18 protein-coding genes, 1 tRNA gene and 1 pseudogene are annotated in these 26,919 nt (G+C 42.2%); 13 read left to right on the top strand and 7 right to left on the bottom strand.

The window, feature by feature from the left end; genetic code table 11:
* The first annotated feature begins 138 nt into the window (after window positions 1–138).
* The 6 genes from BJP37_RS08065 to BJP37_RS08040 all read left to right on the top strand — a co-directional run bounded on the left by BJP37_RS08065 (window position 139) and on the right by BJP37_RS08040 (window position 13,023).
* Window positions 139–4,410 carry a tetratricopeptide repeat protein gene (locus BJP37_RS08065; protein WP_075897858.1) on the top strand — a complete coding sequence of 1,424 codons (4,272 nt, stop codon included), beginning with the start codon at window positions 139–141 and terminating at the stop codon, window positions 4,408–4,410.
* A 328-nt stretch (window positions 4,411–4,738) separates the two neighbouring features.
* Window positions 4,739–4,900 (top strand): hypothetical protein, encoded by a 162-nt coding sequence (locus tag BJP37_RS38765; protein WP_158069483.1) that lies wholly within the window; start codon window positions 4,739–4,741, stop codon window positions 4,898–4,900.
* A gap of 1,630 nt (window positions 4,901–6,530) precedes the next feature.
* Window positions 6,531–6,731, top strand: a complete 201-nt coding sequence (locus BJP37_RS08055; RefSeq protein WP_143727514.1) for a hypothetical protein — start codon at window positions 6,531–6,533, stop codon at window positions 6,729–6,731.
* A gap of 580 nt (window positions 6,732–7,311) precedes the next feature.
* On the top strand, window positions 7,312–11,409 hold the full coding sequence (locus tag BJP37_RS08050; protein WP_075897852.1) for a two-partner secretion domain-containing protein: 4,098 nt from the start codon (window positions 7,312–7,314) through the stop codon (window positions 11,407–11,409).
* 530 nt (window positions 11,410–11,939) lie between these two features.
* Window positions 11,940–12,602 carry a hypothetical protein gene (locus BJP37_RS08045; protein WP_143727513.1) on the top strand — a complete coding sequence of 221 codons (663 nt, stop codon included), beginning with the start codon at window positions 11,940–11,942 and terminating at the stop codon, window positions 12,600–12,602.
* Window positions 12,603–12,633: 31 nt separating this feature from the next.
* A complete protein-coding gene (locus BJP37_RS08040; RefSeq protein ID WP_075897848.1) occupies window positions 12,634–13,023 on the top strand; it encodes a hypothetical protein in 390 nt (129 codons plus the stop codon).
* A gap of 308 nt (window positions 13,024–13,331) precedes the next feature.
* On the opposite strand, the pseudogene BJP37_RS44535 reads toward BJP37_RS08040, so the two are convergent.
* Window positions 13,332–13,652: pseudogene (locus tag BJP37_RS44535) on the bottom strand (pentapeptide repeat-containing protein); the annotation flags it as partial.
* A gap of 78 nt (window positions 13,653–13,730) precedes the next feature.
* Window positions 13,731–14,264, bottom strand: coding sequence for a pentapeptide repeat-containing protein (locus BJP37_RS35910; protein WP_158069482.1), 534 nt, complete (start codon window positions 14,262–14,264; stop codon window positions 13,731–13,733).
* A 668-nt stretch (window positions 14,265–14,932) separates the two neighbouring features.
* Here BJP37_RS35910 and BJP37_RS08030 point away from each other — a divergent pair.
* Together BJP37_RS08030 and BJP37_RS08025 are read left to right on the top strand one after the other, a co-directional pair.
* Window positions 14,933–15,733: an MOSC domain-containing protein gene (locus BJP37_RS08030; protein WP_075897846.1), complete on the top strand. Its 801-nt coding sequence runs from the start codon at window positions 14,933–14,935 to the stop codon at window positions 15,731–15,733.
* Window positions 15,734–16,084: 351 nt separating this feature from the next.
* Entirely contained in the window at window positions 16,085–16,279 is a 195-nt protein-coding gene (locus BJP37_RS08025; protein WP_075897844.1) for a hypothetical protein, read from the top strand.
* 246 nt (window positions 16,280–16,525) lie between these two features.
* Here the strand turns inward: BJP37_RS08025 and BJP37_RS08020 are convergent.
* The 3 genes from BJP37_RS08020 to hisF all read right to left on the bottom strand — a co-directional run bounded on the left by BJP37_RS08020 (window position 16,526) and on the right by hisF (window position 17,784).
* Window positions 16,526–16,598 (bottom strand) — tRNA-Ala (locus tag BJP37_RS08020).
* A 76-nt stretch (window positions 16,599–16,674) separates the two neighbouring features.
* Entirely contained in the window at window positions 16,675–16,887 is a 213-nt protein-coding gene (locus BJP37_RS08015; protein WP_075897842.1) for a hypothetical protein, read from the bottom strand.
* Between the two features lie 126 nt (window positions 16,888–17,013).
* Complete coding sequence (hisF, locus tag BJP37_RS08010; protein WP_075897840.1) at window positions 17,014–17,784, bottom strand: imidazole glycerol phosphate synthase subunit HisF; 771 nt, start codon at window positions 17,782–17,784, stop codon at window positions 17,014–17,016.
* A 41-nt stretch (window positions 17,785–17,825) separates the two neighbouring features.
* Between hisF and ruvB the strand changes: the two genes are divergently transcribed.
* Together ruvB and BJP37_RS08000 are read left to right on the top strand one after the other, a co-directional pair.
* Window positions 17,826–18,917, top strand: a complete 1,092-nt coding sequence (ruvB, locus tag BJP37_RS08005) for a Holliday junction branch migration DNA helicase RuvB (RefSeq protein WP_075897838.1) — start codon at window positions 17,826–17,828, stop codon at window positions 18,915–18,917.
* Between the two features lie 78 nt (window positions 18,918–18,995).
* Window positions 18,996–19,817 carry a tetratricopeptide repeat protein gene (locus BJP37_RS08000; protein WP_075897836.1) on the top strand — a complete coding sequence of 274 codons (822 nt, stop codon included), beginning with the start codon at window positions 18,996–18,998 and terminating at the stop codon, window positions 19,815–19,817.
* 153 nt (window positions 19,818–19,970) lie between these two features.
* On the opposite strand, the gene BJP37_RS07995 is transcribed toward BJP37_RS08000, so the two are convergent.
* Window positions 19,971–21,413: an MFS transporter gene (locus tag BJP37_RS07995; RefSeq protein ID WP_075897834.1), complete on the bottom strand. Its 1,443-nt coding sequence runs from the start codon at window positions 21,411–21,413 to the stop codon at window positions 19,971–19,973.
* Window positions 21,414–22,705: 1,292 nt separating this feature from the next.
* Between BJP37_RS07995 and BJP37_RS07990 the strand changes: the two genes are divergently transcribed.
* The 3 genes from BJP37_RS07990 to BJP37_RS07980 all read left to right on the top strand — a co-directional run bounded on the left by BJP37_RS07990 (window position 22,706) and on the right by BJP37_RS07980 (window position 25,764).
* Entirely contained in the window at window positions 22,706–23,962 is a 1,257-nt protein-coding gene (locus BJP37_RS07990; RefSeq protein WP_075897832.1) for an ABC transporter substrate-binding protein, read from the top strand.
* Between the two features lie 120 nt (window positions 23,963–24,082).
* Window positions 24,083–24,922 (top strand): carbohydrate ABC transporter permease, encoded by an 840-nt coding sequence (locus BJP37_RS07985; RefSeq protein WP_438941526.1) that lies wholly within the window; start codon window positions 24,083–24,085, stop codon window positions 24,920–24,922.
* Window positions 24,923–24,936: 14 nt separating this feature from the next.
* On the top strand, window positions 24,937–25,764 hold the full coding sequence (locus BJP37_RS07980) for a carbohydrate ABC transporter permease (protein ID WP_075897831.1): 828 nt from the start codon (window positions 24,937–24,939) through the stop codon (window positions 25,762–25,764).
* Window positions 25,765–25,938: 174 nt separating this feature from the next.
* Here BJP37_RS07980 and BJP37_RS07970 read toward each other — a convergent pair whose 3' ends face one another.
* Window positions 25,939–26,757, bottom strand: a complete 819-nt coding sequence (locus BJP37_RS07970; RefSeq protein WP_075897827.1) for a TIGR01548 family HAD-type hydrolase — start codon at window positions 26,755–26,757, stop codon at window positions 25,939–25,941.
* Between the last annotated feature and the right edge of the window lie 162 nt (window positions 26,758–26,919).

Below are 26,919 nucleotides of genomic sequence, written 5' to 3'. Positions count from 1 at the left end.
GCGGTGAAGTTTATTTCGCCCCCCTATCCCCCCAATTCTGGGGGGGAATGATGTCAAAGTCCCCCAGAATTGGGGGATTTAGGGGGCAAATGCGTAAGTCCTGTTACAGCCACCTAGCTCTGTCCTGAAAACCGCGATATGACTACCAACCAATTGTTAGAATCAAACCTTGAATCTCTAATCAATACAGCTGCTCAAAATCATCAGTTAGGTAAATTAGATGAAGCTGAATCTATCTACAGACAGGTAATACAGATTCAGGGGGATAATCAGGGTGAGGAAAAGCTTTTATCGAAGCCCTATAACGTGATAGCCATTGCTAATCTGGGAAGTATATTTGAGGAAAAAAATAAGCTAGAGGAAGCGGTAGGGTTGTACCAACAAGCTTTAACCCTAAAACCTGACTTTGCTGAAGTTCATAACAATTTGGGAAATATCTTCTGGTCACAAGGAGAGTTAGAGAAAGCGGTACAGTCTTACCAAGAAGCGATTAGGGTTAAACCTGACTATGCTCTGGCTCATAACAATTTAGGAAATTTGTTTCATAATCAGGGTAAGTTAGGGGAAGCGATACAGTCCTACCAAGAAGCGATTAGGGTTAAACCTGACTATGCTCAGGCTTATTGTAATCTGGGAAATGTACTGCAGGTACAGGGTAAGTTAGATGCTGCACGAGAGTCCTACCAGGAAGCGATTAAGCTTAAAGCAGATTGTTTTCAGGCTCATAACAATTTGGGGACTCTATTCCAAAAACAGGGCAAGTTAGATGCTGCAAAAGAGTCTTACCAAGAAGCAATTAAGCTTAAACCTAACTATGCTGACGCTCATAACAATTTGGGAACAATACTCCAAAAACAGGGCAAGTTAGAGGAAGCGATACAGTCCTATCAGGAAGCGATTAGGCTGAAACCTGATTTTGCTGAGGTTTATAACAATTTAGGAAATACACTCCACGAACAGTGCAAGCTAGAAGAAGCCCTACAGTCTTACCAGCAAGCATTAAGTATTAACCCTAACTTGGCTGAAGCTAAACTGGCCATGTGCGTGTGTCAGATTCCGATCATTTATTCAAGTGTTGATGAAATCAAGGTAACGCGAAATAATTACCAAGCTAGTCTTAAAAAATTAGCGGATAGCTATACACAGAGCGATACAGATCTAAGTCCAAGGGAACTGCTAAGTGCCGCTAATGCGGTGGGAGCGTTTCAGCCTTTTTATCTGGCCTATCAAGGGTTAAATAACCGAGAGTTACAGGAAATTTATGGACAAATGATTTGCCAGATCATGTCCCAGTGCTATCCCCGGTGGAGCCAGAAAATTCCTCTACCAAATTTAGCACCTCATGAAAAAGTTCGGATTGGGGTTATTTCAGAATTCTTTTGGGATCATTCTAATTGGAAAATACCGATTAAGGGCTGGGTAGAAAATATAGATAGATCTAATTTTGAACTATTTGGTTATCACACAGGGTTAAAACAGGATAAGGAAACAGCAATAGCCGCAAAATCATTTGTAAAATTTGTTCAAGGTTCTTTGACTATCGAAGAATGGTGTGAGGTAATTACAGAAGATAAATTACACATCCTGATTTTTCCGGAATTCGGGATGTCCCCAACTACAGTTAAGTTGGGTTGTTTAAGACTGGCTCCGATTCAAATGACATCTTGGGGACATCCGGATACTAGTGGGATGCCGACGATTGACTATTACTTGAGTAGCGATTTAATGGAAGCAGAAAATGCTCAAGATCATTATAGTGAGAGGTTAGTTAGATTACCGAATCTCTCTATCCATTACACGCCTTTGGAAATTACACCGGAAGCGATCGCAAAAAAGGACATAGGCTTAGATGATGATGAGATTATGTTCTGGTGCTGCCAATCGTTATATAAGTATTTACCTGACTATGATGATGTTTTTCCTAGAATTGCTAAAGAGTTAGATTGTCGGTGTAAGTTTGTATTTATTAAATATGTTAAAAGTGATCAGGTTACTGAGATATTTGAACAGCGTTTAAGGGATGCTTTTAATAAATTTGGCCTCGATTATACAGACTACTGCATATTTTTACCGTTCCTGAATAACAGGAGGTTTGCTGGAACGTCAGCGATAGCGGATGTATTCTTGGATAGCATTGGTTGGTCTGGATGTAACTCTAGTTTGGAATCTATTGCCCAGAATATTCCGATTGTGACATTGCCAGGAGATTTGATGCGTGGTCGGCATACGATGGCAATTCTAAAAATGATGGGTCTGGAAGAGACAATTGCTGCAAGTAAAGAGGATTATGTAAAAATTGCGGTACGGTTAGGTCAAGATGCTCAATATCGTCAATATATATCTGATAAAGTTGCTGAAAATAAGCATAAGTTATATGGTGACTTAAAACCGGTAAGAGCATTAGAAGATTTTCTATTAAATGTAGTTCATAAACCAAGACAATTTGCGATGGAAACTGTTTCTGAAGCACTACAACTTGCTGTTCAACATCGTCAAGCCAATCGCTTAAACAAGGCTGTACAGCTTTACTATAAGATTTTGGAACAACACCCTAATCATCCGGAAGCTTTATATGGCTTAGGGGTGCTGGCACAGCAAACAGGTCAGTACGAAAGTGCGGAGAAGTTGTTCAGAGCTACTGTGGAAGCGGAGCCGAATTCTGTTAAGGGTTGGTTTAGTTTAGGTAATTTGTGCCAAGGTCAAGGTCAGTTGTCTGAGTCGGTGGAGTGTTACCAACGAGTTTTAACAATACAGCCGAACTTAGTACCGGTTTACAACAACCTTGGGTATGCTCTACAACAACAAGGTAATTGGGACGATGCGATCGCATCTTATCAACAAGCTTTGGAGATTCAGCCTACCTGCACTGAAGCTGATGTGAATTTGGGCAATGCACTCCACGCTCAAGGGAAGCTTTCCCTAGAAAAACAAGCACACTACGCACAGTTGAACCATGAGCTAGGGGTTACCCGGCAAAAGGCAGGAGATTTGACTAATGCTGTGGCTTACTATCGGCAAGCGGTCGCCATGCAGTCAGATTTGCTAAGCGCTCATTACAATTTGGGAGTGGTGCTTCAAGACCAAGGTGAGTTTGAACATGCGATCGCATCTTATCAGAAGGTTCTGGAGCTCAATCCTAGTTATGGGGAAGTCTACTTTAACTTAGGCAGGATTTACCAAACTCAGAAGCAATTAAACGAGGCAGCATCTGCTTATCGACAAGGGCTAATGCTAGTCAATCCCCGGTATGGGAAAGTAGTAAATCCTGACAACGGTTCTGACAACGGTTCTAACAACGGTTCTACAGTATCTCCTGAGACACTAACACCACCGCAGGTAGAACAACCAGACGTTACTATTGGCGGATATCAGTTTCCAGGGATTCCGAGGGTATCGGTAAGTGAAGAAAAACGACCCTTTTGGACAGTAATTATTCCTTTATATAACCGTACTGACTATCTTCTGGAATGTCTGGCGAGTGTGTTGGCTCAATGGCAGGGCGAGGAGGAGATGGAAATTTTGGTTATGGATAATGCCAGCACACCTCCTCTATACGATTTGGTGAATTCGATTGGGGGAGGAGTAGTTCGCTACTACCGCAATCCAGAAAATATCGGTGCGCGACGCAATTTTAATCTTGGTATTGCCCTCAGTCGCGGTCAGTGGATTCATGTGCTTCCTGAAGATGAATATGTTCTTCCAGGTTTTTATTCCCGGTTGAAGAAGAGTCTAGAAACATGTAGTGATTCTGTGGGAGCAGCATTTACGGGTTATGAAAATATCAATGAGAAAGGAAAGATAATTTTCTCCCAACAAGTGTATGGAAAAGATACGGGTATCCATCAAGATTGGCTGTGGAAGATTGGCACTTCCAATGTCTTGAATCCTTGTGGAGTTGTGATTCGTCGCTCTACTCATGAACATCTGGGGTGTTACGATCCGGGGAACACGTATACTCCTGATTGGGAACTTTATAAGCGTATTGCTAGTTTTTATGATTGGTGGTACGAAGGCGATATTTTGGCACGTTACCGTGAGCATGATAATAATATGACCAGTGAACTGATATTATCTGGAGCTCAAGCAACGTCTATCCGCCTGGGGATTGAAATTTCCGAGAGCTATCTTCCTGCTGAGCATTGTGCAGCAATTACAGCCAACGCTCGTAACCATTACTTTAATTATTGTCTAAATCATATGGTAATTCCCCTAAAGACTGGGAATCTTGCTGGTGCATTTCGTCTGCTCCAAGAGGCGCTCAAAATTGATCCGTCTCCTCAAGCTGTGGAGAAACTATTTACTTGGCTGACTCAAGCCGAAGCTGCTCCCCTACGGGATGAGATTGCTTCAAAGTTGCGCTCGATTATGTTGAATCATAGTTCAGAAAGTTTTTACTTTGCTTATCCCTAGGGCATGTTTTCAAAGTTTTCCGCAAAGATTATGATCCCCCCCAGCCCCCCTTAAAAAAGGGGGGAGCCATACTCGCTCGTCCCCCTTTTTTAAGGGAAACGGGGGATCTCCGAGGCAAGAAAACAGGCCCTAGGAGGCGCGCACCTAAACGGAAAATTAATTTCTATTAGCGATGCAGCGCGGCCAAAGGGGGTTCCCCCCACTCGCGCTTTGCATCAAGAAACGAAAAAACTTGTTCAGGTAATCTCTGCTAAACTAGTAGATGGTTAAGCCAAGCAATTAATTGAATTTAACGATGGCTATGAATACCGAACAAACCAAGAATTCAATGAACAAAAACAACGGGTCAACAGACCAGTTGGTGTCAGAAAACGCTGACTTGAGAACTCTAACGGATCAGGAAATAAAACTAACCGATGACGACCTTGAACTAACCGATGAAAAGCTTGAAGAAGCAGTGGGTGGATACTTTAATCCTCCCGCTTTCTAGAAGGTAAGCTAATGGGCTACGCCCACGCTACGCGAACAGCTAATGCGCTACGCCCACGCTGCTTGAGGTGCCGTCAGCCGTTGGCCACCCTAGGCCAATTGTGAGGCTACTGTTTGCGCAGCGTGGGCGTAGTGCAATCGGTGATGCGCGAATAAGCGATGCAGCAAGGGAACAGGGGAGGCAGTTCCCCAGACTTTCAATTCTCATTAATCTTGAACTCTTAAATTCTCCCAAATGAGGTTTATTTTAAGCTAACCGCTGACAGCATTAGGCTGGCTGATTACGTTTAATTAATTATCACGTCTGCAATAGCAAAGTGGGGCAGGGTAGGCTCTTTACATACAGCCTACCCTGCTTTGTATTAGAATTATCATTAATTATGATTATCACCTGAGTTCGACATCAGTAACTTTATCCAGGAGATTTTCCAGTTAATTAGGGCTCTAAAGAACTTGCTGTGTAAAAATGTTATGAAATAATTAACATAAATTTTGATCACTGTATTAATAAATATTACTTATACTAAAACCCTTACTGCTCCCTGGTCTGTCGTCCTCACAATTAAGTTTAATTTTGTCCGACTACTTACAATGATGGCATCCTTGTAAGTATATAGGTCTTATTGAAAACTATTTATCTTTATTTTACCATAATTATATCAAATTATTACCCCACATTATTTTTGGAATCCTTGTATCCGCATCAGGTAATCTCTGCTAAACTAGTAGATATTGAAGTCAAGCAATTAATTGAATTTAACGATGGCTATGAATACCGAAGCAACCAATAATTCACTGAAAAAAAACAACGATTCAACAGACCAGTTGGTGTCATAAAACTCTGACTTTGAAAGTCTAACGGATCAGGAAAACAAACTAACAGATGGCGACCTTGAACTAACCGATGACAACCTTGAAGAAGCAGTTGGTGGCATAAGATTCTTTGTCCCTTCAGCTTAATCATCAGCATTGAATCCCATGGCTCCATGTATTTCTCTAAGGTCTATTAATCACCCGAGTTAGACTTAGGCATAGACACTTTGCCTTCTAGAGTTTAATTAATTATTACCTCGGCAATAGAAAACTTTTGTAGGGTAGTCTCTTTACATAAAGGCTAGCCTACTTTTTAGTATAATTATGATTAATTATGATAAGAAACTGAGTTTGACCTAACCAACTTTATTCAATAGTCAGGAGCCAGTCTTTATAAGAAGTTAATTGGCAAGTTAATTAGCAATTAATCAGAGTTTTCTCAACCATAAATAAGGAAAAAATCTGGATTTATATCAGAACAATACTATCCGAAATTACCGATCATTGAAGCTCAAGGTGGATCATTAATGGGTAATTATGGAGTTATTAGCCGATATTATCCAAATTAGCCATGGAAGTTAGTTTAATCATCAGGGCTGCTTGTAAGTATTCGGACAAAATTTAAAGTTAAAGTAAAGTTGAGGTGCGACCCGTGGCGAATTTAATTACGGGTCAAGGGCACCTAAAGCGAAAATCATAGGATAATTTCAGCGAATCTTCCGGAAAAATAATTTCTATTTAGGAAAATAATAATCAGGGAATATCTGCTAAACTAGTAGATAATTGAGTTAATCAATCAATTCAACTTCAGGATGACCATGAATACCCAACAAATCAAAAATTCACTGAAAAAAAACAACGGCTCTGTTGACCAGTTGGTGTCAGACAAGGCTGGCTTTAGAAGTCTAAGGGATCAGGAACTTAAACTAAACGATGACGACCTGGAACTAACTGATGACAACCTTGAAGAAGTAGTTGGCGGTTTTATGCCAGTGGGATTCTTTACTCCTAGTGCTTAATTCTCAGCATTGAATTCCATTTTCCGATGTATTCCTAGAAGGTAAGCATATGCGCTAAGCGCACGCTACTTGAGGTGCTATCAGTCGTTACGTCACAGGCTTGAAGCCTGTGCCACAAAGCACCGGGTGCATCTCATATTTGTAAATTTGCGTAGGGTGCGTTACATACATCCTACCCTGCTTTTGTATATTATTAAAAATAAACGTAGTTGATTGAAAACTTAAAAATTACCAAATTAAAAATTAACGACATCGAGGACTTGACTGGGATGCTAAACTAAAAAAGAACGTAGACATTATGACAACTATACAGGCTTCTATAGTGCTGCCCGCTATAGCTTAGTTAAAAGTATTTACGACTACCGCTGATCAACCTAGATTCTCCAAGTCGATCCTGGGTAATTTCCACGAGGGCAAGACGGGAAGACTGTGCCAGAATTAGGCCGAAGCATCAGTAATATCACGAAAAAAAAGATTTGTCAGTGATTCCATCACAGTCAAAGTATCTGGATGATTTTTTCACAAAGCTGGTGCATCAAAGACAGACATTGGTCTAGCCCTCTAAGGTACAGGAGCAAGGATGTTATCTTGGTACTCAAAACTCCCTATTGTTTTATTAGCCAGCATCGCTTGGATAGTTAATCACCAGGCAGGTTATGCCCAGATTACCCCCGATCAAACCTTAGGAGTAGAACAGTCCAAGTTCACTCCCCAAGGGATGAGAGACTTAATAGAAGGTGGTGCCATTCGAGGCAGTAATCTGTTCCATAGTTTCCTGGAATTTAATGTTAATGAAGGACAAAACGTTTACTTTGCTAACCCGAATGGGATTGCTAACATTATTACTCGTGTAACAGGCAGCAATATCTCACAAATATTCGGGACTCTGGGGGTAGAGGGAACAGCAAATCTCTACTTAATTAATCCCAATGGTATTAATTTTGGCAACAACGCTCGGTTAGATATCCGTGGCTCATTTATTGCTACTACAGCCGATGGGATTAGGTTAGGGGAGCAAGGACTATTTAGCGCCACAGAGCCGGAAACGAGTAACTTACTGACTATTCAACCTGGTGCTTTCTTTACCAATGCTTTACGTCAACATCAAGCTCAGATCAGGAATCAAGGAAACTTAGCTGTTGGTAGTGGGCAACGTCTCATCCTATCAGCAGATACCATCACTAGCACTGGTTCTTTGACAGCACAGGCAGGAACAGTAGAAGTCAGTGGTTCCCTGATTAGCTTATTAGATAATACCGAGATTAATGTGTCTGGCCCGAACGGTGGGGGGAGCGTTATCATTGGTAACCAAGAAACTAGCCGTACCTTCATTGGCCCTAATGTTGAGATTCGTGCTAATGCGATCGCACAAGGCAATGGCGGTAGAGTAATCATTTCAGGGAATGAGATAACTGGATTTTACGGCAACATCAGGGCTCGTGGTGGGGAAATTTCTGGTAACGGTGGCTATGTAGAAATATCAGGGCAAGAATACCTAATTTTTCGGGGAAATGTTGATACTAGCGCCATGAATGGAATTGCTGGAACCTTATTACTTGATTCCACAGATATCATCATTGCTAATGGCTCTCAAGAAGATGCCATAGATGAAATTAATCCTGACATTATAAATAATTCCGACACAGCGGATGCTATTCTAACTACTCCATTAAGTCAGCTTGATAATCTCGCAGCTACGACTATCTACGAGACCCTAATAGAAGATTTGTCAGAAACTAATAATTTTGTTCTACAAGCAAGCAATGATATTGTAATAAACGACTTAGAGGATAACTCCCTAAACTTAACACCAGGGAGTGAACTAATGGTGTTTACTGCTGATGCAGATCGGGATGGGGTAGGGGACTTTCGGATGGAAGATACCTTTTTTGACACCATCCGCACCCATGGAAGGAACATAGCGATTACCGGTGCGAATATCACCGTTGGTAACATTGATACATCAATTCCCCCGGTTGGAGATACCGGAGAATTGCTTGAGACAGCTACAGTTATTAGTGATTCTCCGGCAGTGCCCTTTGAGTTCATATTCATATCTGGCGCGATTAGCGAAGAAACAGATGTAGACCTGTACCAAATCTTTCTGACTGGAGGGGGGACTTTTTCGGCTCGTACCACTGAGGGGACTGAGTTAGACACCCAGTTATTCTTGTTTGATGAAGAGGGTATCGGAATTTATGGCAATGATGATGACACCGACTGTGGCGGTTGTGCTCAATCATTCTTACCAGCAGGAACTCCCCTCACCCCAACGGAGCCAGGAATTTACTATCTGGCCATTAGTGGTTTTGGTGTAGAACCAGTCAGTGAGGCAGGAGACATATTTCCCGATGGAGACGATACGGGGGATTTTACCAGTATTGATGAAGCAGATGAGCTTGGCAGTGAGTCGCCTCTGGTAGGTTGGGAAGATAGAAGTGGTTTTGATATCGGTGAATATAACATTATTCTAACTGGTGTTGAAGCACCATTTAGTACATTTACGGAATTTAATGAATCAGCCCAGATTGCTGATAGTGGCTCCATCTCCCTGAATGCGACCAATGGCACCATTAGGACAAACGATCTCCAAACCATTTCCATTGGTGGTGAGGGAGGAAGTATAAGCTTACAAGCAACAGAGAATATTGTTTTGGACGAGAGCTTGGTTAGGACTTACGGTGTCAGGGGCGGTGGGGATATCACAGTTACCAGTCGTAACTTTTCCACGAATGATGCAGACATATTAGCAGTTGCGGCACGGACAGGAAATGCTGGAGATGTAACTATCACAGTGACGGATACCGTTGATGTATCCCAAAGCGTTTTGTCCACTGGTGTGATTCCAGATGCGACCGGCAATGGGGGAGATTTGACTATTGATACCCAGCGTCTGATCATACGGGATGGGTCACAGGTAGGCTCTGGAACCTTGGGTGATGGGGATGGGGGTACTGTGACAATTCGGGCTCAAGAGGTAGATGTGGTGGGAATCGGGGAGGTTGAGTTATTAGTTGAGACCTCAAACAATAACTCATCCTTTAGTGGCTTGTTTACTGATGTCCTACCCAGAGCTACAGGGGACGGAGGAACTATCTTCATTGATACAGAACGTCTGAGAGTACGAGAGGGAGCAAGTATCAACACCTCTACTGCTGGTCAGGGTGATGGGGGGTTTATATCGATACAGGCTAAAGAAATAGAGGTGATTGGGACATCACCTGATGGTCAGTTTCGCAGCAACTTAATCCTAGGGGTGAACCAAAGGGCTACGGGAAATGGGGGTAATTTGAGCATAGAAACTGAGCGCTTGACGGTAGAGGATGGAGCAGAATTACGGGCTTCTACTTCTGGTCAAGGTAATGCCGGTAATGTTGAGATTTATGCTACAGAAAGGGTTACTCTGTCTGGCTTCAGTCCCACCCTTGGCTTCTCTAGCGCTATCTCTGCCAATACCGAATCCAACGCAACTGGGATTGGTGGTGAAATTTTCATTCAAACTCCGACTCTCAGTCTGGATAATGGGGCAGTGATCACCGCTAAAAGTCAGACTGATGCTTCAGCTGGTGAAATTAGCTTAGATGTGGACACTCTGGCATTAACCAATGGCGCTCAGATTTTTACTTCTAGCTTCAAGGGTGGTGATGCCGGTAATATTACTATCAATGCTTCTGAGAACATCACTCTTTCTGGTATTGACCCTACCTACAACGAGCGATTAGCGAGAGTTGGACGAAACAGCGTTGACCCAGATGGAGCAGCTAGTGCGATCGCATCTCGGGCAACCCAAACAGGGAAAGCGGGTTCCCTTAACCTGAATACCAAGACATTTAGCGCTAGCGGACGCGCCTTGGTAACGGTCAGCAGTACAGGTACCGGTGTTGCTGGAACCTTGGACATCTCTGCTGATACCATCCAACTCGACAATGGTTTCCTCAATGCTAAAACCTCTGCTGGAGACCAAGGGAATATTACCCTCTCTAATGCCAAACTAATTTTCTTACGCAACAACAGTGAGATAACGACTAATGCCAGGGATACTGCTACTGGTGGCAATATCACTATCACCACTGACTTTTTAGTGACATCAAAGGGTAGTAAAATCAGTGCCAATGCCATTTTGGGCCGTGGGGGAAATATCACGATTTCGGCCATTGGAATTTTTAGCGATCGCAGTAGTAAGATTACTGCTTCATCCCAACTTGGTATTGATGGCAGTGTTACTCTCAATACTCCAGAGGTTAACCCCGCCCAAGCCTTAGACAAGCTACCTGTAGATGTAGTGGATACCAGCAATCAAATCATCACCGATTGTGCAGCAAACAGCGTCAATAGTTTTTTAGTTACCGGAAAAGGAGGAATCCCCGCTAACCCAGCTGGGGTATTGCGGGGTCAAGTCGTAGTACCGGATTTGCGGCTAATGGTTGATCAAGGGACTACACAATTAAGCAATAGGACAATAAGCAATAGGAGAAGAAGCCGGAGTTGGAGAAAAAGGAAATTAGGGTATAACAGGCCAGATCAGGCACAACCAATAACGAAGAAGAAATCACCTATCATTGAAGCCCAAGGATGGATAATCAATGAGCAGGGCATTGTGGAATTAGTCCCTTATCCTGCCCAAGGTAACTATAGTAGTTGGAATAGTAGTTTTAATTATCGATGTTTTAGGGAGTAGGGAGTAGGGAGTAGGGAGTAGGGAGTAGGGGGAAAAGTGTGGGGAGGGTAACTTCAGTGTACAAAAACTAACTATAGCGAGCGTTTCTCATAGCTATGAGGTACACATTATTTTTTACATCTTGCCTCTTGCCTCTTGCTTCTTGATTTTTGACTGCTCCCTGCTCCCTGCTCCCTGCTCCCTGCTCCCTGCTCCCTGCTCCCTAAAACCCAGAGATTTGCACCTCATGGGTATAAGACTTGCTATATATTTGAGTAATATCCATTCCGGTTAATCTCTTACGAAAGAATCCCTAATTTTAAACTACTAATTACTAATTACATAGTCCCCATTAATAGGCAAAGTATATAATGATTATTCAACTGGATATGATATAATGTTATCATGCCACCTTAGTTATCTATTATTGGTAATAGATACTAATAACTATGCAGTTTCGGACTCATAAAAACTATGAAATTACTGAGCTAATAGCTCAACAACCTTCGTCGTCACCTCCACCACAAATAAATAAAAGCACCAGAACAAACGTGCAGTCAGACGATCCTATTACCATCCTCATTGCTTTATTTAGTTTACTTGTATCTATAGCTGTAGCTTATACATCAAATTTTAGGAAAGCTAATCTTAAGCTGTCTTTGGGAAGAAACATTATATTTTTTCCTACATACCTTGTTACACCTGCTAATAAAAAGATTGTAGGATTAGGCTTCAATCTTCCCATAACTTTCTATAATTGGAGTCCTCAAGGAGGAACCATTCAACGGATTCGTTTAGTTGTTGGAAGAAAAGATAATGACAATTTTTATGACATGGCATGGACTACTTTCGTTAAAATCGACAGTGGAGGAAATTTTCAAGATGAAAATCTAGCTCAACCGATTCCAGTACACGCACGTTCTTCAGTAAATAAAATTGTTCGGTTCGATTGGAGTCCTGAATTAGGAGGAAAAGAATTTGATTTACAAGTTGGCAACTACGAGTTGGAGATTTATGGATGGACACAGAATACAGAAAAACCTGACTTGAAGTACATTGCTTCTTTTAACCTTGAGGATCAACATTATCAAAAATATCAAGACAACAGAGCTGCTAACCTGACTGCATCGATCTGGGTGCCCCTAAACGAAAACGAAAAACCCAATCAGTGTGTAAATAGAAACACTATTGATAGGCTTTACTCTAAAAAATAAGCGTTTCCTTGATCAAGGAGAAAATTTTATTATGCCTGGAGATAACAATACATCCCGTTTCAATATTGGTAGTGGTCATATCAATATTAGTGATAGTGTTTATAACACTCAAATTAGAGGATACTTAGCTAGTAATGTTCTTTATAATCTCGCACCTGACTATTCTTTAACTGCTGAAGCAGCAGCAGAAATCCAACAACTTCTAAACCAACTCTCCCAGACTAACTCCACTACAACAATGAAAGATAAGATGATAGTTGTAGGTAAAGTTGTTGACCAAATTGAGATTAACCCAACACTAAAAGCAAAGGTAATCAATGCCCTGAAAGCTGGAGGAATAGAAGCCTTCAAGGAAGCAATAGACCATCCGCTAGTGAATATTCTGATGGCGGTTATCGAAGGGTGGCACGAAGTAGAGTAATAGCTTAGGATTGTTGCAACACTATCATGACCATAGTATACCTTAGCGGGGAATTAGGATAGGGTAGCGATCGCCTGAATAATTCCCCATTATCTCAATGAGTATTAGACATCTCAATGAGTATTAGACAAAGTAGACTGGTCTGGTGGACAGTGATAGTATAATTAAAATTGCTTCGTATCCTGTCAGTAAGCTTCAGAATCTTTATAGTTTTTGCAAGCAAGTGATTGACTTCAAGGTATCTCCCGCTCAAACCCTCAACCTGTAGTGTTAAATTTTAATAATTATCGTTTAGGTATATATTTAACTTATTTGATTAACTTCATGCCAGCAGCTTTAGGGTCAAAGCCTTCAGGGAATATGGTGCGACAAGGATAATATATATCTTCAAATTTACAGGATTTCGATCTTATTTCATTTGAATAAATCGCGTTTTTTAAATCAGCTCCAGCTAAATCAGCTCCAGCTAAATTAGCTCCAGCTAAATTAGCGTTCTTTAAATTAGCGTTCTTTAAATTAGCTCCAGCTAAATGAGCATTCTGTAATTTAGCTCCAACTAAACTAGCATTTTCTAAATTAGCTTGCTCTAAATCAGCTTGCTGTAACTTAGCTATATTTAACTTAGCTTGCTGTAACTTAGCCTTAAATAAATAAGCTTATTGTAACTTAGCATTCCCTAAATTAGCTTTCTGTAACTTAGCTTCAGATCAACTAGCTTGCTGTAACTTAGCCTTAATTAAATAAGCTTGCTGTAAATTAGCTTCATCTAAAATAGCTTTCTGCAAATTAGCTCTAGATAAAATAGCTTTCTGTAAATTAGCTGTAAATAAATTAGCTTCCTGTAAATTAGCGTTAACTAGCCTTGCATAAGAGAGTTGCACTCCCCTCAAATAAGCATTTGGAGCTTGTAAACTATCTAAGCTCTGTCTCCGCCAGGTCAACCAAAACCAAGGAATACGCCTTGGTTCTGAGTTTAGGAATTCCAGAGCTTCTTTTCTACCGCCACTCCCAGCTTGGTCGTGGGCTGCTGTAACTACTTGCCATGCCTGATAAACGTCAGCATTTCGTCTATCCTGTTCACCAGCAATAAAGACAATCACACCAACAAGTAGAGATAGATTACCAACTAGTCCTAAAATTTCTAGCAATGCTAATCTATTCAGATAATCCAAAACAGGCTCTAAAAACTTTTTTTCTATGCTGATGAAAGGTTGATGGCACTTGAACAAGGCTAACTTCAAAGGATTTTTAACAATTTGCTCAGCTTTATCCCAGTCTTGCTCCGCATCCCCTTCCCCTTTTACGAGTAGGCGATTTTGGTAAAGTTTATAGGCTATTTATTCAACCTTTTGGTAATGATTTTTAGTTGACGAAGGGGTTAGAGAGACTTTGATTTGATTAAGAATTTGATTCAGCTTCATGATTGCCAACTCGGGGCAAACCCTCTATATTTGGCTTACTACCATAAATTAGCTGTCATTATAACTTAGCGATCGCTTAACTCATTTCTTCTGCTACACCTGAAAGTTTATTACGTTTGTTTAAGCTAAGTAACAAAATCAACATTAGCGATCGCTTGCTGGGATTAGCGATCGATTTCCTTGATCTCCCCGGTATTTTTAGAAATTAATTAACTTGTTAACTAATTTGAAATTAATTTGCCCTGTGACACCTACCAAGTTTATAAAAAAATGCTTTACTTGATAGAGAAATTTACAACAATAATAAAGCTGATGGAGTCTTGATTATTATTGCTATATCATTATTTCTCTGTAATTTGTGATCTATTATATAGCCTTGATTGCACTGATGAGGTAAAGTCTTCTTTGAGGCAGATTCCCTTAAAACCCTCTTGCCTATTGCCTATTGCCTATTGCCTTAAAAGGATAAGCAATGTCGCTCACTCGTTATGAAAATTGCAATACCTTACCTTAAAGCTATCTATATCTACCCGATTAAATCCCTTGATCGGATTGAACTCCAAACCGCCACTCTTCTCAAAAGTGGTGCCCTAAAGCATGACCGGGAATTTGCCCTATTCGATCAGCAAGGTAAATTTGTCAATGGTAAGCGCAATGCCAAAGTCCACTTGCTGCGGTCGGTCTTCGATATCCAATCCCAATTGCTATCGCTACAGATTCAGGGCACAAACCAAAACATTACCTTTCATATTGATCACGGGCGAACTGCTCTCGAAGCTTGGTTAAAGGATTACTTCGATTTTCCAGTTAAAGTAGTGCAGAACACCAGCACTGGTTTCCCAGACGATACCAATGCTCGTGGTCCTACTATTATTAGTAGCGCTACGATTGAAACCATTGCTTCTTGGTTCCCTGAAATAAGTCCTGAAGACATACGAAGTCGGGTTCGAGCCAATCTAGAAATTGGAGGAGTTCCCGCTTTCTGGGAAGACCAATTGTTTTCCGAATCAGGGCAATCTATTCAGTTTAAAGTAGGGGAAGCTTTGATAGAAGGAATTAATCCCTGTCAACGTTGTATTGTTTTAGCACGAGACCCTCAGACAGGAGAAGCTACTGCTAATTTCCAAAAAACTTTTATGGCGAAGCGCAAGGAAACTCTACCATCCTGGACAACCAGCGCTCGTTTCAATCATTTCTACAAATTAAGTGTGAATACAAATGTGCCTGTTTCAGAAACCGGTAAAGTGTTGCACCAAGGGGATCCCATCGAAATCCTTAAGGGAGCGTGAAGGTTGACTAGGCTTTTTGCACAAGTCAAGAACAGGAAACCGGGCACAGGTAACTCATAAGAATTGATGCAAACATTATGATCAAACCAATGCAGCGCTATAATCCCAAATTCGGTTCAAATCACAAAACGCGATCGCTAATCAGCAAAGTGATTAACCTAAAGTGATATCAACTGTCAACCCTAAACCGTGAACTTTCAACACCAATCAATATGGGAAATTTTATTAAATAAAACTTTTTGACTTTTTTGCGGATTCGTCGCTCTGGAATTGAAGTAGAGATTTAGGTACATCTGAACAAACAGAAGCCAGACAAAACCTCTACCTACCAAATGTTTAAACCTCAGAGCAATGAATCATCAGTGGAACAATGTATTTCTGAAAGTCAGCACCTGGCTAGTGGCTGAGATCATCCTAAATTTGATTGGTCTAGATGACCTCGCCGATTACAGCGAATTCGTCTTCGATAAAGAGGTTTTAATCTCAACATCTCACCATCAAGTCTCACGGGTTTTCCCCCCTCGCCACTCCGAAGGCTTGTTTTAATAGTTTCCCCTCAACCGTCAAGCGTCAAAAAATTCTAACCTTATAGCACTACCCATTAAAGTTAGGACATTGATACAAGCTGAAACGCTTTTGTAGTCAACTTTTGCCTCAGTCAACTTTTGCCTCTTGCCTCTTGCCTCTTGCCCTTGCGCGTAGGGCTATATTACTGAAGACTAATAGCCAAGCAACCCTACGGCAACCCCTCAGGCTAAAAGACTTCAGCCTTTAATTAATATTTAATCAATATGGAGCTAAGCGGATTCGAACCGCTGACCCCCTCAATGCCATTGAGGTGCTCTACCAACTGAGCTATAACCCCGAGTTTTATAGTCCATTACCTAGTATACCTTGATAGCTTAGCTAAGTCAAGTGGTTTGAGAATGAAATTATCTCAATCAGTAGAATACGCTGGGAGACTGAGCCATTTGGGTAAGATACCCCATACAGCTGTTCATCAGAAAATAAACCACTAACATAGCTGCTGCTGACATGGCTACTAAGGTACCAGCCAGCATCAGAGAGAACTCTTGGGTGTCAAAGGCTTCCTGCATCAGGTGCAGTGACCAAGCCACCAAGGCCACATCAAATATTAGAATTATCACCAGCATTTTTTACAAAAATTAATATTGCATCCATATTTAGTTTAGCAGCTATAAAAATCACTGCAAACCATTAAACTACTTAATACTACACAACAAAACTTAAATATTTCGGAAGAATAATCAATTAGTTTACTATGGTAATCGCACCGGAACTTGATGCTGGTTCAAATAGGTTTTAATTTCAGATACACTCAGTTGCCCGTAATGCAATAGGGAAGCTAGCAACGCAGCTTCGGCTTTGCCCTCAGTCAGAGCCTGATAAATATGATCGCAGTTGCCAGCACCACCGGAGGCAATCACTGGAATTTCTACCTCTTCAGCCATAGTGCGGGTTAGCTCTAAGTCATATCCAGCCTGGGTTCCATCCGCATCCATACTAGTAACCAAAAGTTCCCCAGCTCCCCGTTGTGCCACCTCTTTTGCCCATGCGATCGCATCAATACCAGTGTTCTCACGTCCTCCTCGCACGTAAACATTCCAACCGGGGTTATCGGGATCTTCCCGACGACGAGCATCAATAGCCACTACGATGCACTGATCACCAAAGCGGTCGCTGGCTTGATTAATAAAGTCGGGATTGCGTACAGCAGCCGAATTAATACTAACTTTATCGGCTCCTGCTCTTAATAATAATTTAATATTTTCTAAAGACTGGATGCCACCCCCCACCGTCAAGGGAATAAATACTTGTTCGGCTGTACGGTAGACTACATCAATAATAATGTCTCGGTCTTCATGGGTAGCAGTTATATCCAAAAACACCAGCTCATCTGCACCAGCATCATTGTAAACTTGTGCTAATTCCACTGGATCACCAGCGTCCTTAAGATTAACAAAGTTGACCCCTTTAACAACTCGCCCAGCTTTTACATCCAGGCACGGTAAGATTCTCTTAGCCAGCATCAGTAAACTAAGTATGAAGTATGAAGGATAAAGTATGACCCATGGCCATAACGTCTTTTAGACAACAGTACCAAAACCCAGATAGAGAACCCAAATCTAGCAAGAAACGAAAAGGTCGCGCTAATTCCCGTCAGAGGCAAAACGATGGGGAGCTACTACTAGCAACAGCCACCGCTGAGGAAGTTAGTCATCAAGAAGAGAGTATTAGACCACACCGCTTAGCCGACTACATCGGACAAAAAGAACTCAAAGGAGTTTTGGAAATTGGCATTCAAGCGGCCAAAGCCAGAAATGAGGCCATGGATCACCTGCTGTTGTATGGACCACCAGGATTAGGGAAAACAACCATGTCGCTAATTTTGGCAACTGAGATGGAGGTGAATTGTAAAATTACTGCTGCACCTGCCTTAGAGCGTCCACGAGATATTGTGGGGCTTCTGGTTAATCTCAAGCCTGGGGATATCTTATTTATAGACGAAATCCATCGTTTATCGCGCATGACAGAGGAATTACTATATCCAGCCATGGAAGACTATCGATTGGATATCACTATTGGTAAGGGTCAGAGTGCCAAAACCCGCAGTATTCCTCTGCCACACTTTACCTTAGTGGGGGCAACCACACGAGTAGGTTCCTTAACCTCACCCCTACGCGATCGCTTTGGTATGATCCAACGCTTACACTTCTATGAGATCGATGAATTGAGTTTAATTGTAACGAGGACAGCTCAATTACTCAAGGCCATAGTAACGGAAGATGGTGCTGAGGAAATTGCCCGTCGGTCTCGTGGCACACCTCGAATTGCTAACCGACTCCTGAGGCGAGTGCGAGACTATGCTCAAGTCAAAGCCATTGATCAAATTAACCAGGATGTAGCAGCTCAAGCCATGGAAATCTTTAATGTAGACCCGATGGGGTTAGATTGGACAGACCGACTAGTGCTAAAGGTAATGATTGAACAGTTCAATGGCGGACCAGTTGGTTTAGAAGCAGTGGCAGCCTCTACTGGAGAAGATGCTCAAACCATTGAAGAGGTTTATGAACCCTATTTGTTACAAATTGGTTTCCTGCACCGCACACCTCGGGGTCGTGTCGCCACATCAGCGGCTCGGAAACATTTGGGCTATGAGTAGTTGTTAGTAGTTAGTAATTAGTAGTTAATAGTCAGTAGCAAGGAATATCAAGATTGCGCCTCTGAGTTGAAATAATATATGAAACGCTTGATTACGATTTTACTGATTTTACTGCTTGTCGTTGTATCGGCTGCTACGATAATCACACCCCCAGCAATGGCGCAAACCCAATTCCCAGAATTGACTAAGGCTCAGATCAAACAAATTAACCAATTAAGGAAAAAGGCATTTGCTGCTACGAATCAGGGGAAATTCCCAACTGCTGAAAATTACTGGACTCAGCTAATTGAGCTGTTGCCAGATAATCCCGTGGGTTGGAGTAATCGGGGTAACCTTAGAGTCAGCCAATATAAATTAGACGATGCGATCGCAGACTTTACTCACGCCATTGAGTTAGCACCAGAAGCCACTGACCCTTATCTAAATCGCGGTGCCGCCTACGAAGGACAAGGGCGATGGGAAGATGCCATAGCTGACTATGAGAGATTGCTCAAACTTGATCCCAATGATGCCATGGCTTACAACAACTTGGGGAATGCGAAGGCAGGATTAGGCCAATGGACAGAAGCGATCGCAAATTACCAAAAATCCATCGAGTTAGCGCCCAAGTTTGCCTTTGCCTATGCTAACTATGCTCTGGCGCTCTATCAAATTGGTGAAACCAAAGAAGCCACGCGCATCATGCGCAATACCATCCGAAAATACCCCCAATTTGCCGATCTCCGAGCTGCTTTAACAGCTGTGTTGTGGGCTGACGGAAAACGGGGGGAAGCTGAGAGTAATTGGGTGGCAGCCGTTGGTCTCGACAAGCGATACCAGGACTTAGACTGGGTAGAGCATGTCCGCCGTTGGCCACCAATGATGGTTGAGGCTTTAGCAAATTTCTTCAACCTTAAGTGAAATTAACTTAAGTGAAATTAACCTGATCAACCTTAGCTTTTCTCAAGAGTCATTACTTGAGGACTTACGCAATAACTTTAAGTCTTAACTATACTTTTAGGGTGCGTTAATAACGCACCCTACACTGATAACTCTTGACTAAACTATTGCTTTTCAAGCACGGTTACGAAGCAGCAGTTGTTTGAGGTTCCGACCCCGTGGCTCCCGGACAAATGCCAAAGGTAAAAGGGTAGCCAATCGCACCACTGCTGATAGGGCAAATAATGTTGGCAAACCACCGAAGTGAGGCAACTCGGCTAAAAAGCCACCAAACATACTACCTATAGCACCCCCTAATCCGGCTGATGCTGCAGCTGCTGCAAAATAGGTGGAGGGTTTGTGGGCTGGTGATATCTCGATTTGGATGTTATTGGCACACAGGTCAATGGCTGCTGCAGCTGAACCTGTCCCGAAGAATAAAAGCGGTAGCCAAACCCAAAGAGCGAGAGTTGTTGCGCTGCCGATCCCAAGCCAAAGTAAAGGAATCACGGATAGGAGAATCCCAACCATCACTAGTACTGGACGATTTCCGATCAGGTCAGACAACTTACCCCAGTAGATCAGCGTCAATAAACTTGCCCCAGCCATCAGACTAGTATATAGAGTTACCCAACCCACATCTAAGCCCAAATTGTCAAGCAGATAAACATTGAAAAAGGGAGCGCTGAGGGTGAAGGCAAACATCCACAATCCAAAGTAGAGTACAAAGATTAGGAAGTTTGAGTCTTTCAATAGGGCAGCATAATCAGAGGGCGTCGGCTCCTCAGACTCTAAGGTTTCATCAGTATTCTCATCAGTCTTCGCAGTCTTCTTTGAGGGTATCTGAGGAGTGATATCTACCATGAAGAACTGAAAGACTAGACTTAGTATTCCAGCTAGGATAGCCAAAATCAAAATTACGCCATAGCCTTGAATTTGCCCACCTTGCCAGTTAGAAACAATGTATCCCAGTAGGGGAACACAAAGTAGGTTGGTTAAATTAGTAAAGCTATTGCGCAGTCCAAAATAGCGCCCTCGCAGGCGAACAGGAACTAACACCGCCATCCAGCTAGACCAAGAGGGACTACCCAAAGCTCCAAAAATGTGAGTGATCAGGTTAATCGCCAGTGTACACAACACTAGATGATGAGCTGGAGCCAGACCAGTGCAGAACATCCCAATGCCTACTAGGACAAATAACCATAGTAGTCGCGAAGGAATGAAGGTTTTGATGATAAACCAGTGGCGACTGTAGGATCGGTCAGATAAATAAGCACCAATAGGCTGTAGAAAATTCGCCAGTAGAGGTATCCCTGAAAGAATACCAATTTCAAAGTTGCTAGCCCCCAGTTGCAGCAAGAAGTTAGTGAGGAAAACCTCAGCTGTGATACAGGAAAAGAAGGTGGAAAACACGCCGTCAAGGGTTGCAGCCCTCAGGCTAGAGCGAATCTCTCCCTTGGGAATTTTTTCAGTAGGGCTAAGCGGCGGTCGTGCTTCCTTGTTTAGGGGCTTTAGCAACTCTGGCAATCGCGGCAAAGACGGAGCTTCTGGGGCGACATCGGATATGAGTCTGAGCATAGCGGTTCAGGTAGCTAGATAGAGAGGACTTAAATGGCGAATTTGATGGAGACGAGTAAATCGTATGGGTTCAGGTAGCACCTGTACTGGATCGGCAGGCAGGTAGAAACTCCTATGCCATATCCTCCCCATAGCATCCCCCTTCTTGATGGGCGTAGCGTGCCCATAGCGTAACCCTCTTGGCTTGCTCTTAAATCCCCCCTATACCCTCTTGTAAAACCTCCTTCGGCTAAAAGGGGTTTTACAAGAGGAGTCTATGGCATTTACATCACTAGGGAAGTAAGACTTGCTTACTCTCGCAGAAGACCTACCATAGCCTTCCTTACTCCTGGTAGAGTCCGGGAAGGTCTAGCTTCTGCGACATCTGCTATACACTCCGTTAACCCTTACTTTTCGAGAAGGGCTACTTTTCAATAACACTTATTCTCTAGCCTTCACCCAACCCCTTAGAAATACGAAAAGTAGTACTTTTCAATAATCCCTAAGGGTTACTTCCTAAGGGCTATGCCCTATGGGGAGAGCTATGGTCATGACGGGGTATAGCAGCGGAGGCTACGCTATTCAATTAACGGGGGAGCAAGGGGGATAGACATGGATCATGAGGAAAAATCATGGCCAATGCCTTATTCCCTTGTTTAGGAATCCCGATGTAGCCAGAACCGATATCTACATACCGATATCTACATATCAATATCTACATACCAATACTGACCTAAGTACAGCTGTTGCCTTTTTTATCCCTGGGGCAACAGGTACCTTAAGTCTAATATCTCAAAAAAAGTAAAATATTGCAACAAAAATACAATTAAGTATATTCACTGAAATCTTTCATCTGACGGATCGAGCCAAGAGGTACCACGACCTGGCTAGCGAAAAAAAAAAAGGCGGGATCGCTTTCATAGTCTTGATCTCAGGCTTACGTAGTTCAGTTAGTCAAGACTGTAGCCAGGATGAGGATCATGGATAATCATAATTAAAGCTAAAGATAAGTGGTGGTATAATAAAGATAAGCAATAATAAAGTTGGCTACTAACAGCTAGCTTTACCCCCATAAATATGGCTAGTAACAGCTTTACACCTTAAGAAATAAGGACACCTTAAGAAATAAGCTGTAGAAAGCCATATTGGAGACCTTAAGAAATAAGCTGTAGAAAGCCATCTTGGATGTCGAGTTATCTCAATCACCATATCTTCATCTGTATTTACTAATTATTTCTAGGTACATAGCCACCTCCTCAGACGGGAAATAAGTTTTCCCGTCTGAGGAGGTGCCCTTGCCGTCCTTACTTATCATGAAGCAAATCCTTTCGAGATGTCTAATTTTAGTATCTCTAATTGTGTTCCTAACTGGCTGTAGCCGCAGTATCGCCAGTAACATTTCTACTGTGACCCTCAGCGGCTGGCAGAGCAGCCCGGAGGAAAAACAGCTCCTTGAGCAGGTACTGAGGGAGTTTGAAGCATCACATCCTGGCATAAAAGTCAAGTTTGAAGTGATCACTGACCAATATATGGATGTCATTAAGACTCGGTTGATTGGTGATGCTGCTCCTGATGTCTTCTATGTAGATGCCCTAGATGCTCCCTTACTCATGACTCATGGAGTCTTGGAACCTCTTGATGATTACATCACTGAGGACCTAGATTTAGATGACTTTGCTCCCCATCTATCCGAAGCCTTCCAATCCGATGGCAAAACCTACGGATTACCTAAGGATTTTACAACCCTTGCCCTTTTCTACAATAGAAAATATTTCGATCAACTTAGTATAACTCACCCTCCCCAAACCTGGGAAGAGTTAGAGGACTATGCCAAAAAATTGACCAGGGATACAACTCACAATGGCAGGGTTGACCTATATGGGTTGGGCATCACGCCACAACTATCTCGTCACTACTTTATGATCAAAGCCTTTGGCGGTGAGTTAGTTGACCAGAAGGGCAAGGCTGTCTTCGCGACTCGCCAAAGCCTATCAGGTCTAACACCTTTGATGGATATGTATCGACAAAACCCTTCTGCTGCCCTAGCCTCAGATGTTGGAGCCAGTTCTGGAAGCGAAATGTTTGGCCAAGGGAAGGCAGCAATGGTTATTGAAGGTAGCTTTGCGATTCCTTACCTACAACAGACATTTCCCAAGATTGACTTTGCCACTGCGGAAGTTCCCAGCATCGGTAACCATAAAGGAACCATGGTTTATACCGTTGCTTATGTCATGAACAAGCAAGCCAAAAATAAAGAGGCTGCCTGGGAACTGATTTCCTATTTGACTGGCAAGGAAGGGATGAAAGCTTGGGCAAAGGGAGGACTGGCAATCCCGGCTCGGAAATCGGTCATATCAGAACTTGGCTATGAACAGAATCCTCTGTACACCCCCTTTATCGCTGGTGCTGAGTACGCCACGATTTGGCAAGGGGATGAACAATTGCCAACATTTATGACCCATTTCGACAATCAGTTTCTTAGTGCTTTACTTGGTGAGCAATCCTTGAAGTCAGCCATGAAAAAAGCACAACAAACTGCTAACAAAGAAATTCAAGCAAGTAACTACTAACAAATGTCACTAGCTAAAGCTCAACTTGAAGTTGACCAAAACGTCAAATCGAGGGATGTCAAATTGAAGGGATTTTGGCAGAAAGCCAAAGTTAGGGAAGCTATATCTGGCTACCTCTTCATGGCTCCTACTATTCTAGTTTTAGGAACATTTTTGATTGCACCAATTATCTATGCAATCTTCCTTTCCTTCCATAAGGTGGAAATTTTAGGAGGGCTGAGTTATCGATTTGTTGAGTTCAAAAATTTCCTTCGTACCTTTGACGATGAGCGAGTTTGGATTGCCCTAAAAAATACAATTGAGTATGTCATTATTGTTGTTCCTTGTCAAACAATCCTGGCTCTGGTTTTAGCTCTAGTCCTAAATAAAGAAATTAAAGGGAAAAAATGGTTTAGGATTATTTTCTTTCTCCCGACTGTCACTTCTTCAGCAGTTTTAACCTTAATATTTATCTGGATTTATAATTCTAATGGTCTACTTAATGGATTACTAGACTTCTTTGGTTTACCAACCTATAACTGGCTAGGAGACCCAAGCGTGGCTCTCAAATCCATTATGATTATGAATATTTGGTCTACAGCACCGTTTTTCATGGTGATTTACCTGGCTGCGCTACAAGATATACCTAGATCCGTTTATGAGGCGGCAAGACTTGATGGTGCCAATGAGTTCGATCAGTTCATAAATATTACCGTTCCTTTACTCAAACCAGTTACATTTTTCGTTATGGTTATGGGTGTCATCGGTACTTTTCAGTTATTCGACCAGTCTTACATCTTCTCCGGTGGGACCGGTGGTCCAAACAACTCAACCCTGACGGTTGTGCTTCTTATCTACCAGTATGCGTTTAGAAGTCTGGATATGGGTTATGCCGCTGCACTAGCATTAATGTTAGCTGGTGTAATTCTAGTGACAACACTGATTCAACGCGGCTTCTTTAGAGAAGAAAAAGCGAATTAGGAGATCAAATAAGAGTGAATAATTTTCGTTGGATCAGAGGGATATTTTATAGCATTCTTATCCTCTATGCCATTATTACGTTTTTGCCTTTTGCTTGGGCTTTATCAGCCTCCTTTAAACCCCTTGAGGAAATTATCGCTGGCGGTTTGAATTTTATCCCCCATGATTTTACCTTCGATAACTACCGCAATATTTTTATTGAGTCCCCTTTGTTTGGGCGCTGGTTTTTAAACAGTGTCTTAGTTGGCGTTTTTGTAACAGGATTGAATATTATATTTAACTCAATGGCAGGTTATGCCTTAGCCAGAGTTAAATTTCCAGGTAATTCATTATTGTTGGGAATAATCTTAGCAGTTTTGATGATTCCTGGACAAGTCACCCTAATTCCTGGTTATTTAATCTTAAAGTCTTTGGGATGGCTCAATACCTACCAAGGATTGATTATACCGAGTGCAGTGAATGCCACCTTTATTTTCATGATGCGGCAGTTCTTTATCAATTTTCCTAAGGAACTTGAAGAGGCTGCTGCCTTGGATGGATTAAGTCGCTGGGAAACGTTTTGGCAGGTTGTCCTACCTTTAGCCAAGCCAGCTTTGGCAGCACAAGCTATCTTTATTTTTATGGGGTCTTGGAATAATTTCTTAATGCCCCTAATGATTACTTCTGACCCAGGAATGTTTACCCTTCCCTTAGGTTTAAATACCTTTAAGGGGCAATACATTAGTTATTGGAACTACATTATGGCAGCCTCAATGGTCTTTACTATACCGGCTTTGGGGATTTACGCCTTCTTCAATCGTTACTTTATCTCTGGGGTAACATTTACTGGTTCTAAAGGATGAGATGGTGAAAGGGTAAAGGGTCAAGTCTCACTACACACACAGATAACTTATACACAAATTCCAAGGTCAAGACAGGGAAGCTCTTGACCTTGTCCTTCTTTTTTTCGTGAACCTCTGAATTGTTTAAATATTGACTATTGAGCTTGAAGGTCAAGGACTTTGAAGCTTCAAGCATTAACCCTGATGTAGTATTTCCTTAATCTGTTCAGGAGTCAGCTGCTCAACATTATTAAAAACCGCTGTTGCACCAGCAGCTTTTAGCCTCTCTCCATAAGCCTCCCCGTGTTCTGGTATCTCCTGCACATGAGGGGGTAAAATCCCTACCCCAACCCAAACTCGTTCTGGATGAGAGTCTCTAGCTTTTTCAACAGTGTACATGTCAGCAACTGTGTCACCAACGTAGATAACTGGCAATTCCACCTTAACTTGATGCTCCTGTTCTAGCTGTAGAACTACGGCAAACAGTCCTGTAGGGTCAGGCTTACCAGGGGCATCCTCCATCGCAATTAGGACAGGCCGTTCGAGACCGAGTCGTCCTTCTAGGGCATAGTTCGCTTCCTGTCGTGTTGCGCCACTGAAAAAACCCCAAGGAATCCCTGCTGTGGTCAAACTCTCTAAATAACTGGGTTGTAACAATAACGGTTCGTCACAAATGTACCCAGTCCAATGGTTGGGATCTGTTCCTCGATAGCGAGAATTGAAAAAATCAACAAGGGCTTCATAGTCGAGAGAAAAATGGGATCTCGTTTTTCCTTGAGCCTCAAAGTACCGATAAATTAATTCTCGCGATGCCTCCCAGTCGTTATTCCATAGCCCTTCTGATTTGAGTTGGTCAATCTCTACCATCGTGGGTCGATAGGCACCACCAGTGTAATGGTCTACCGTATCTGCGATCGCTCTACGGTAAGAACCACTAACGTCACGCACCACGCCGTCAATGTCGAACACCACTATGGCATTAAAGTTAGGAATAAATGTTTCTGAACTAGGCATCATGCACGCTTGGGCTAGTTGAGCCAATATTGCTGATCAGCACCAATACTACCAACTATTTAACTACAAACCTATCCCTGAATCTTGATCAAGAACAGTCTTCTTGCGCTAAAATCATCAATTGTACAATAGATTATAGTTAAAGATAACCTGGGATATCTG

The organism is Moorena bouillonii PNG (assembly GCF_001942495.1).
GTDB lineage: Bacteria > Cyanobacteriota > Cyanobacteriia > Cyanobacteriales > Coleofasciculaceae > Moorena > Moorena bouillonii.
Note: the sequence above shows the minus strand (reverse complement) of the source record. Positions and strands in the feature narration are given on the sequence as shown.

Excerpts from the sequence above, each read along its gene's own strand:
- BJP37_RS08065 (WP_075897858.1), top strand. The coding sequence starts at position 139 with ATGACTACCAACCAATTGTTAGAATCAAACCTTGAATCTCTAATCAAT.
- BJP37_RS38765 (WP_158069483.1), top strand. The coding sequence starts at position 4,739 with ATGAACAAAAACAACGGGTCAACAGACCAGTTGGTGTCAGAAAACGCT.
- BJP37_RS08055 (WP_143727514.1), top strand. The coding sequence starts at position 6,531 with ATGAATACCCAACAAATCAAAAATTCACTGAAAAAAAACAACGGCTCT.
- BJP37_RS08050 (WP_075897852.1), top strand. The coding sequence starts at position 7,312 with ATGTTATCTTGGTACTCAAAACTCCCTATTGTTTTATTAGCCAGCATC.
- BJP37_RS08040 (WP_075897848.1), top strand. The coding sequence starts at position 12,634 with ATGCCTGGAGATAACAATACATCCCGTTTCAATATTGGTAGTGGTCAT.
- BJP37_RS08030 (WP_075897846.1), top strand. The coding sequence starts at position 14,933 with ATGAAAATTGCAATACCTTACCTTAAAGCTATCTATATCTACCCGATT.
- BJP37_RS08025 (WP_075897844.1), top strand. The coding sequence starts at position 16,085 with ATGAATCATCAGTGGAACAATGTATTTCTGAAAGTCAGCACCTGGCTA.
- BJP37_RS08015 (WP_075897842.1), bottom strand. The coding sequence starts at position 16,887 with ATGCTGGTGATAATTCTAATATTTGATGTGGCCTTGGTGGCTTGGTCA.
- hisF (WP_075897840.1), bottom strand. The coding sequence starts at position 17,784 with ATGCTGGCTAAGAGAATCTTACCGTGCCTGGATGTAAAAGCTGGGCGA.
- ruvB (WP_075897838.1), top strand. The coding sequence starts at position 17,826 with ATGGCCATAACGTCTTTTAGACAACAGTACCAAAACCCAGATAGAGAA.
- BJP37_RS08000 (WP_075897836.1), top strand. The coding sequence starts at position 18,996 with ATGAAACGCTTGATTACGATTTTACTGATTTTACTGCTTGTCGTTGTA.
- BJP37_RS07995 (WP_075897834.1), bottom strand. The coding sequence starts at position 21,413 with ATGCTCAGACTCATATCCGATGTCGCCCCAGAAGCTCCGTCTTTGCCG.
- BJP37_RS07990 (WP_075897832.1), top strand. The coding sequence starts at position 22,706 with ATGAAGCAAATCCTTTCGAGATGTCTAATTTTAGTATCTCTAATTGTG.
- BJP37_RS07985 (WP_438941526.1), top strand. The coding sequence starts at position 24,083 with ATGGCTCCTACTATTCTAGTTTTAGGAACATTTTTGATTGCACCAATT.
- BJP37_RS07970 (WP_075897827.1), bottom strand. The coding sequence starts at position 26,757 with ATGCCTAGTTCAGAAACATTTATTCCTAACTTTAATGCCATAGTGGTG.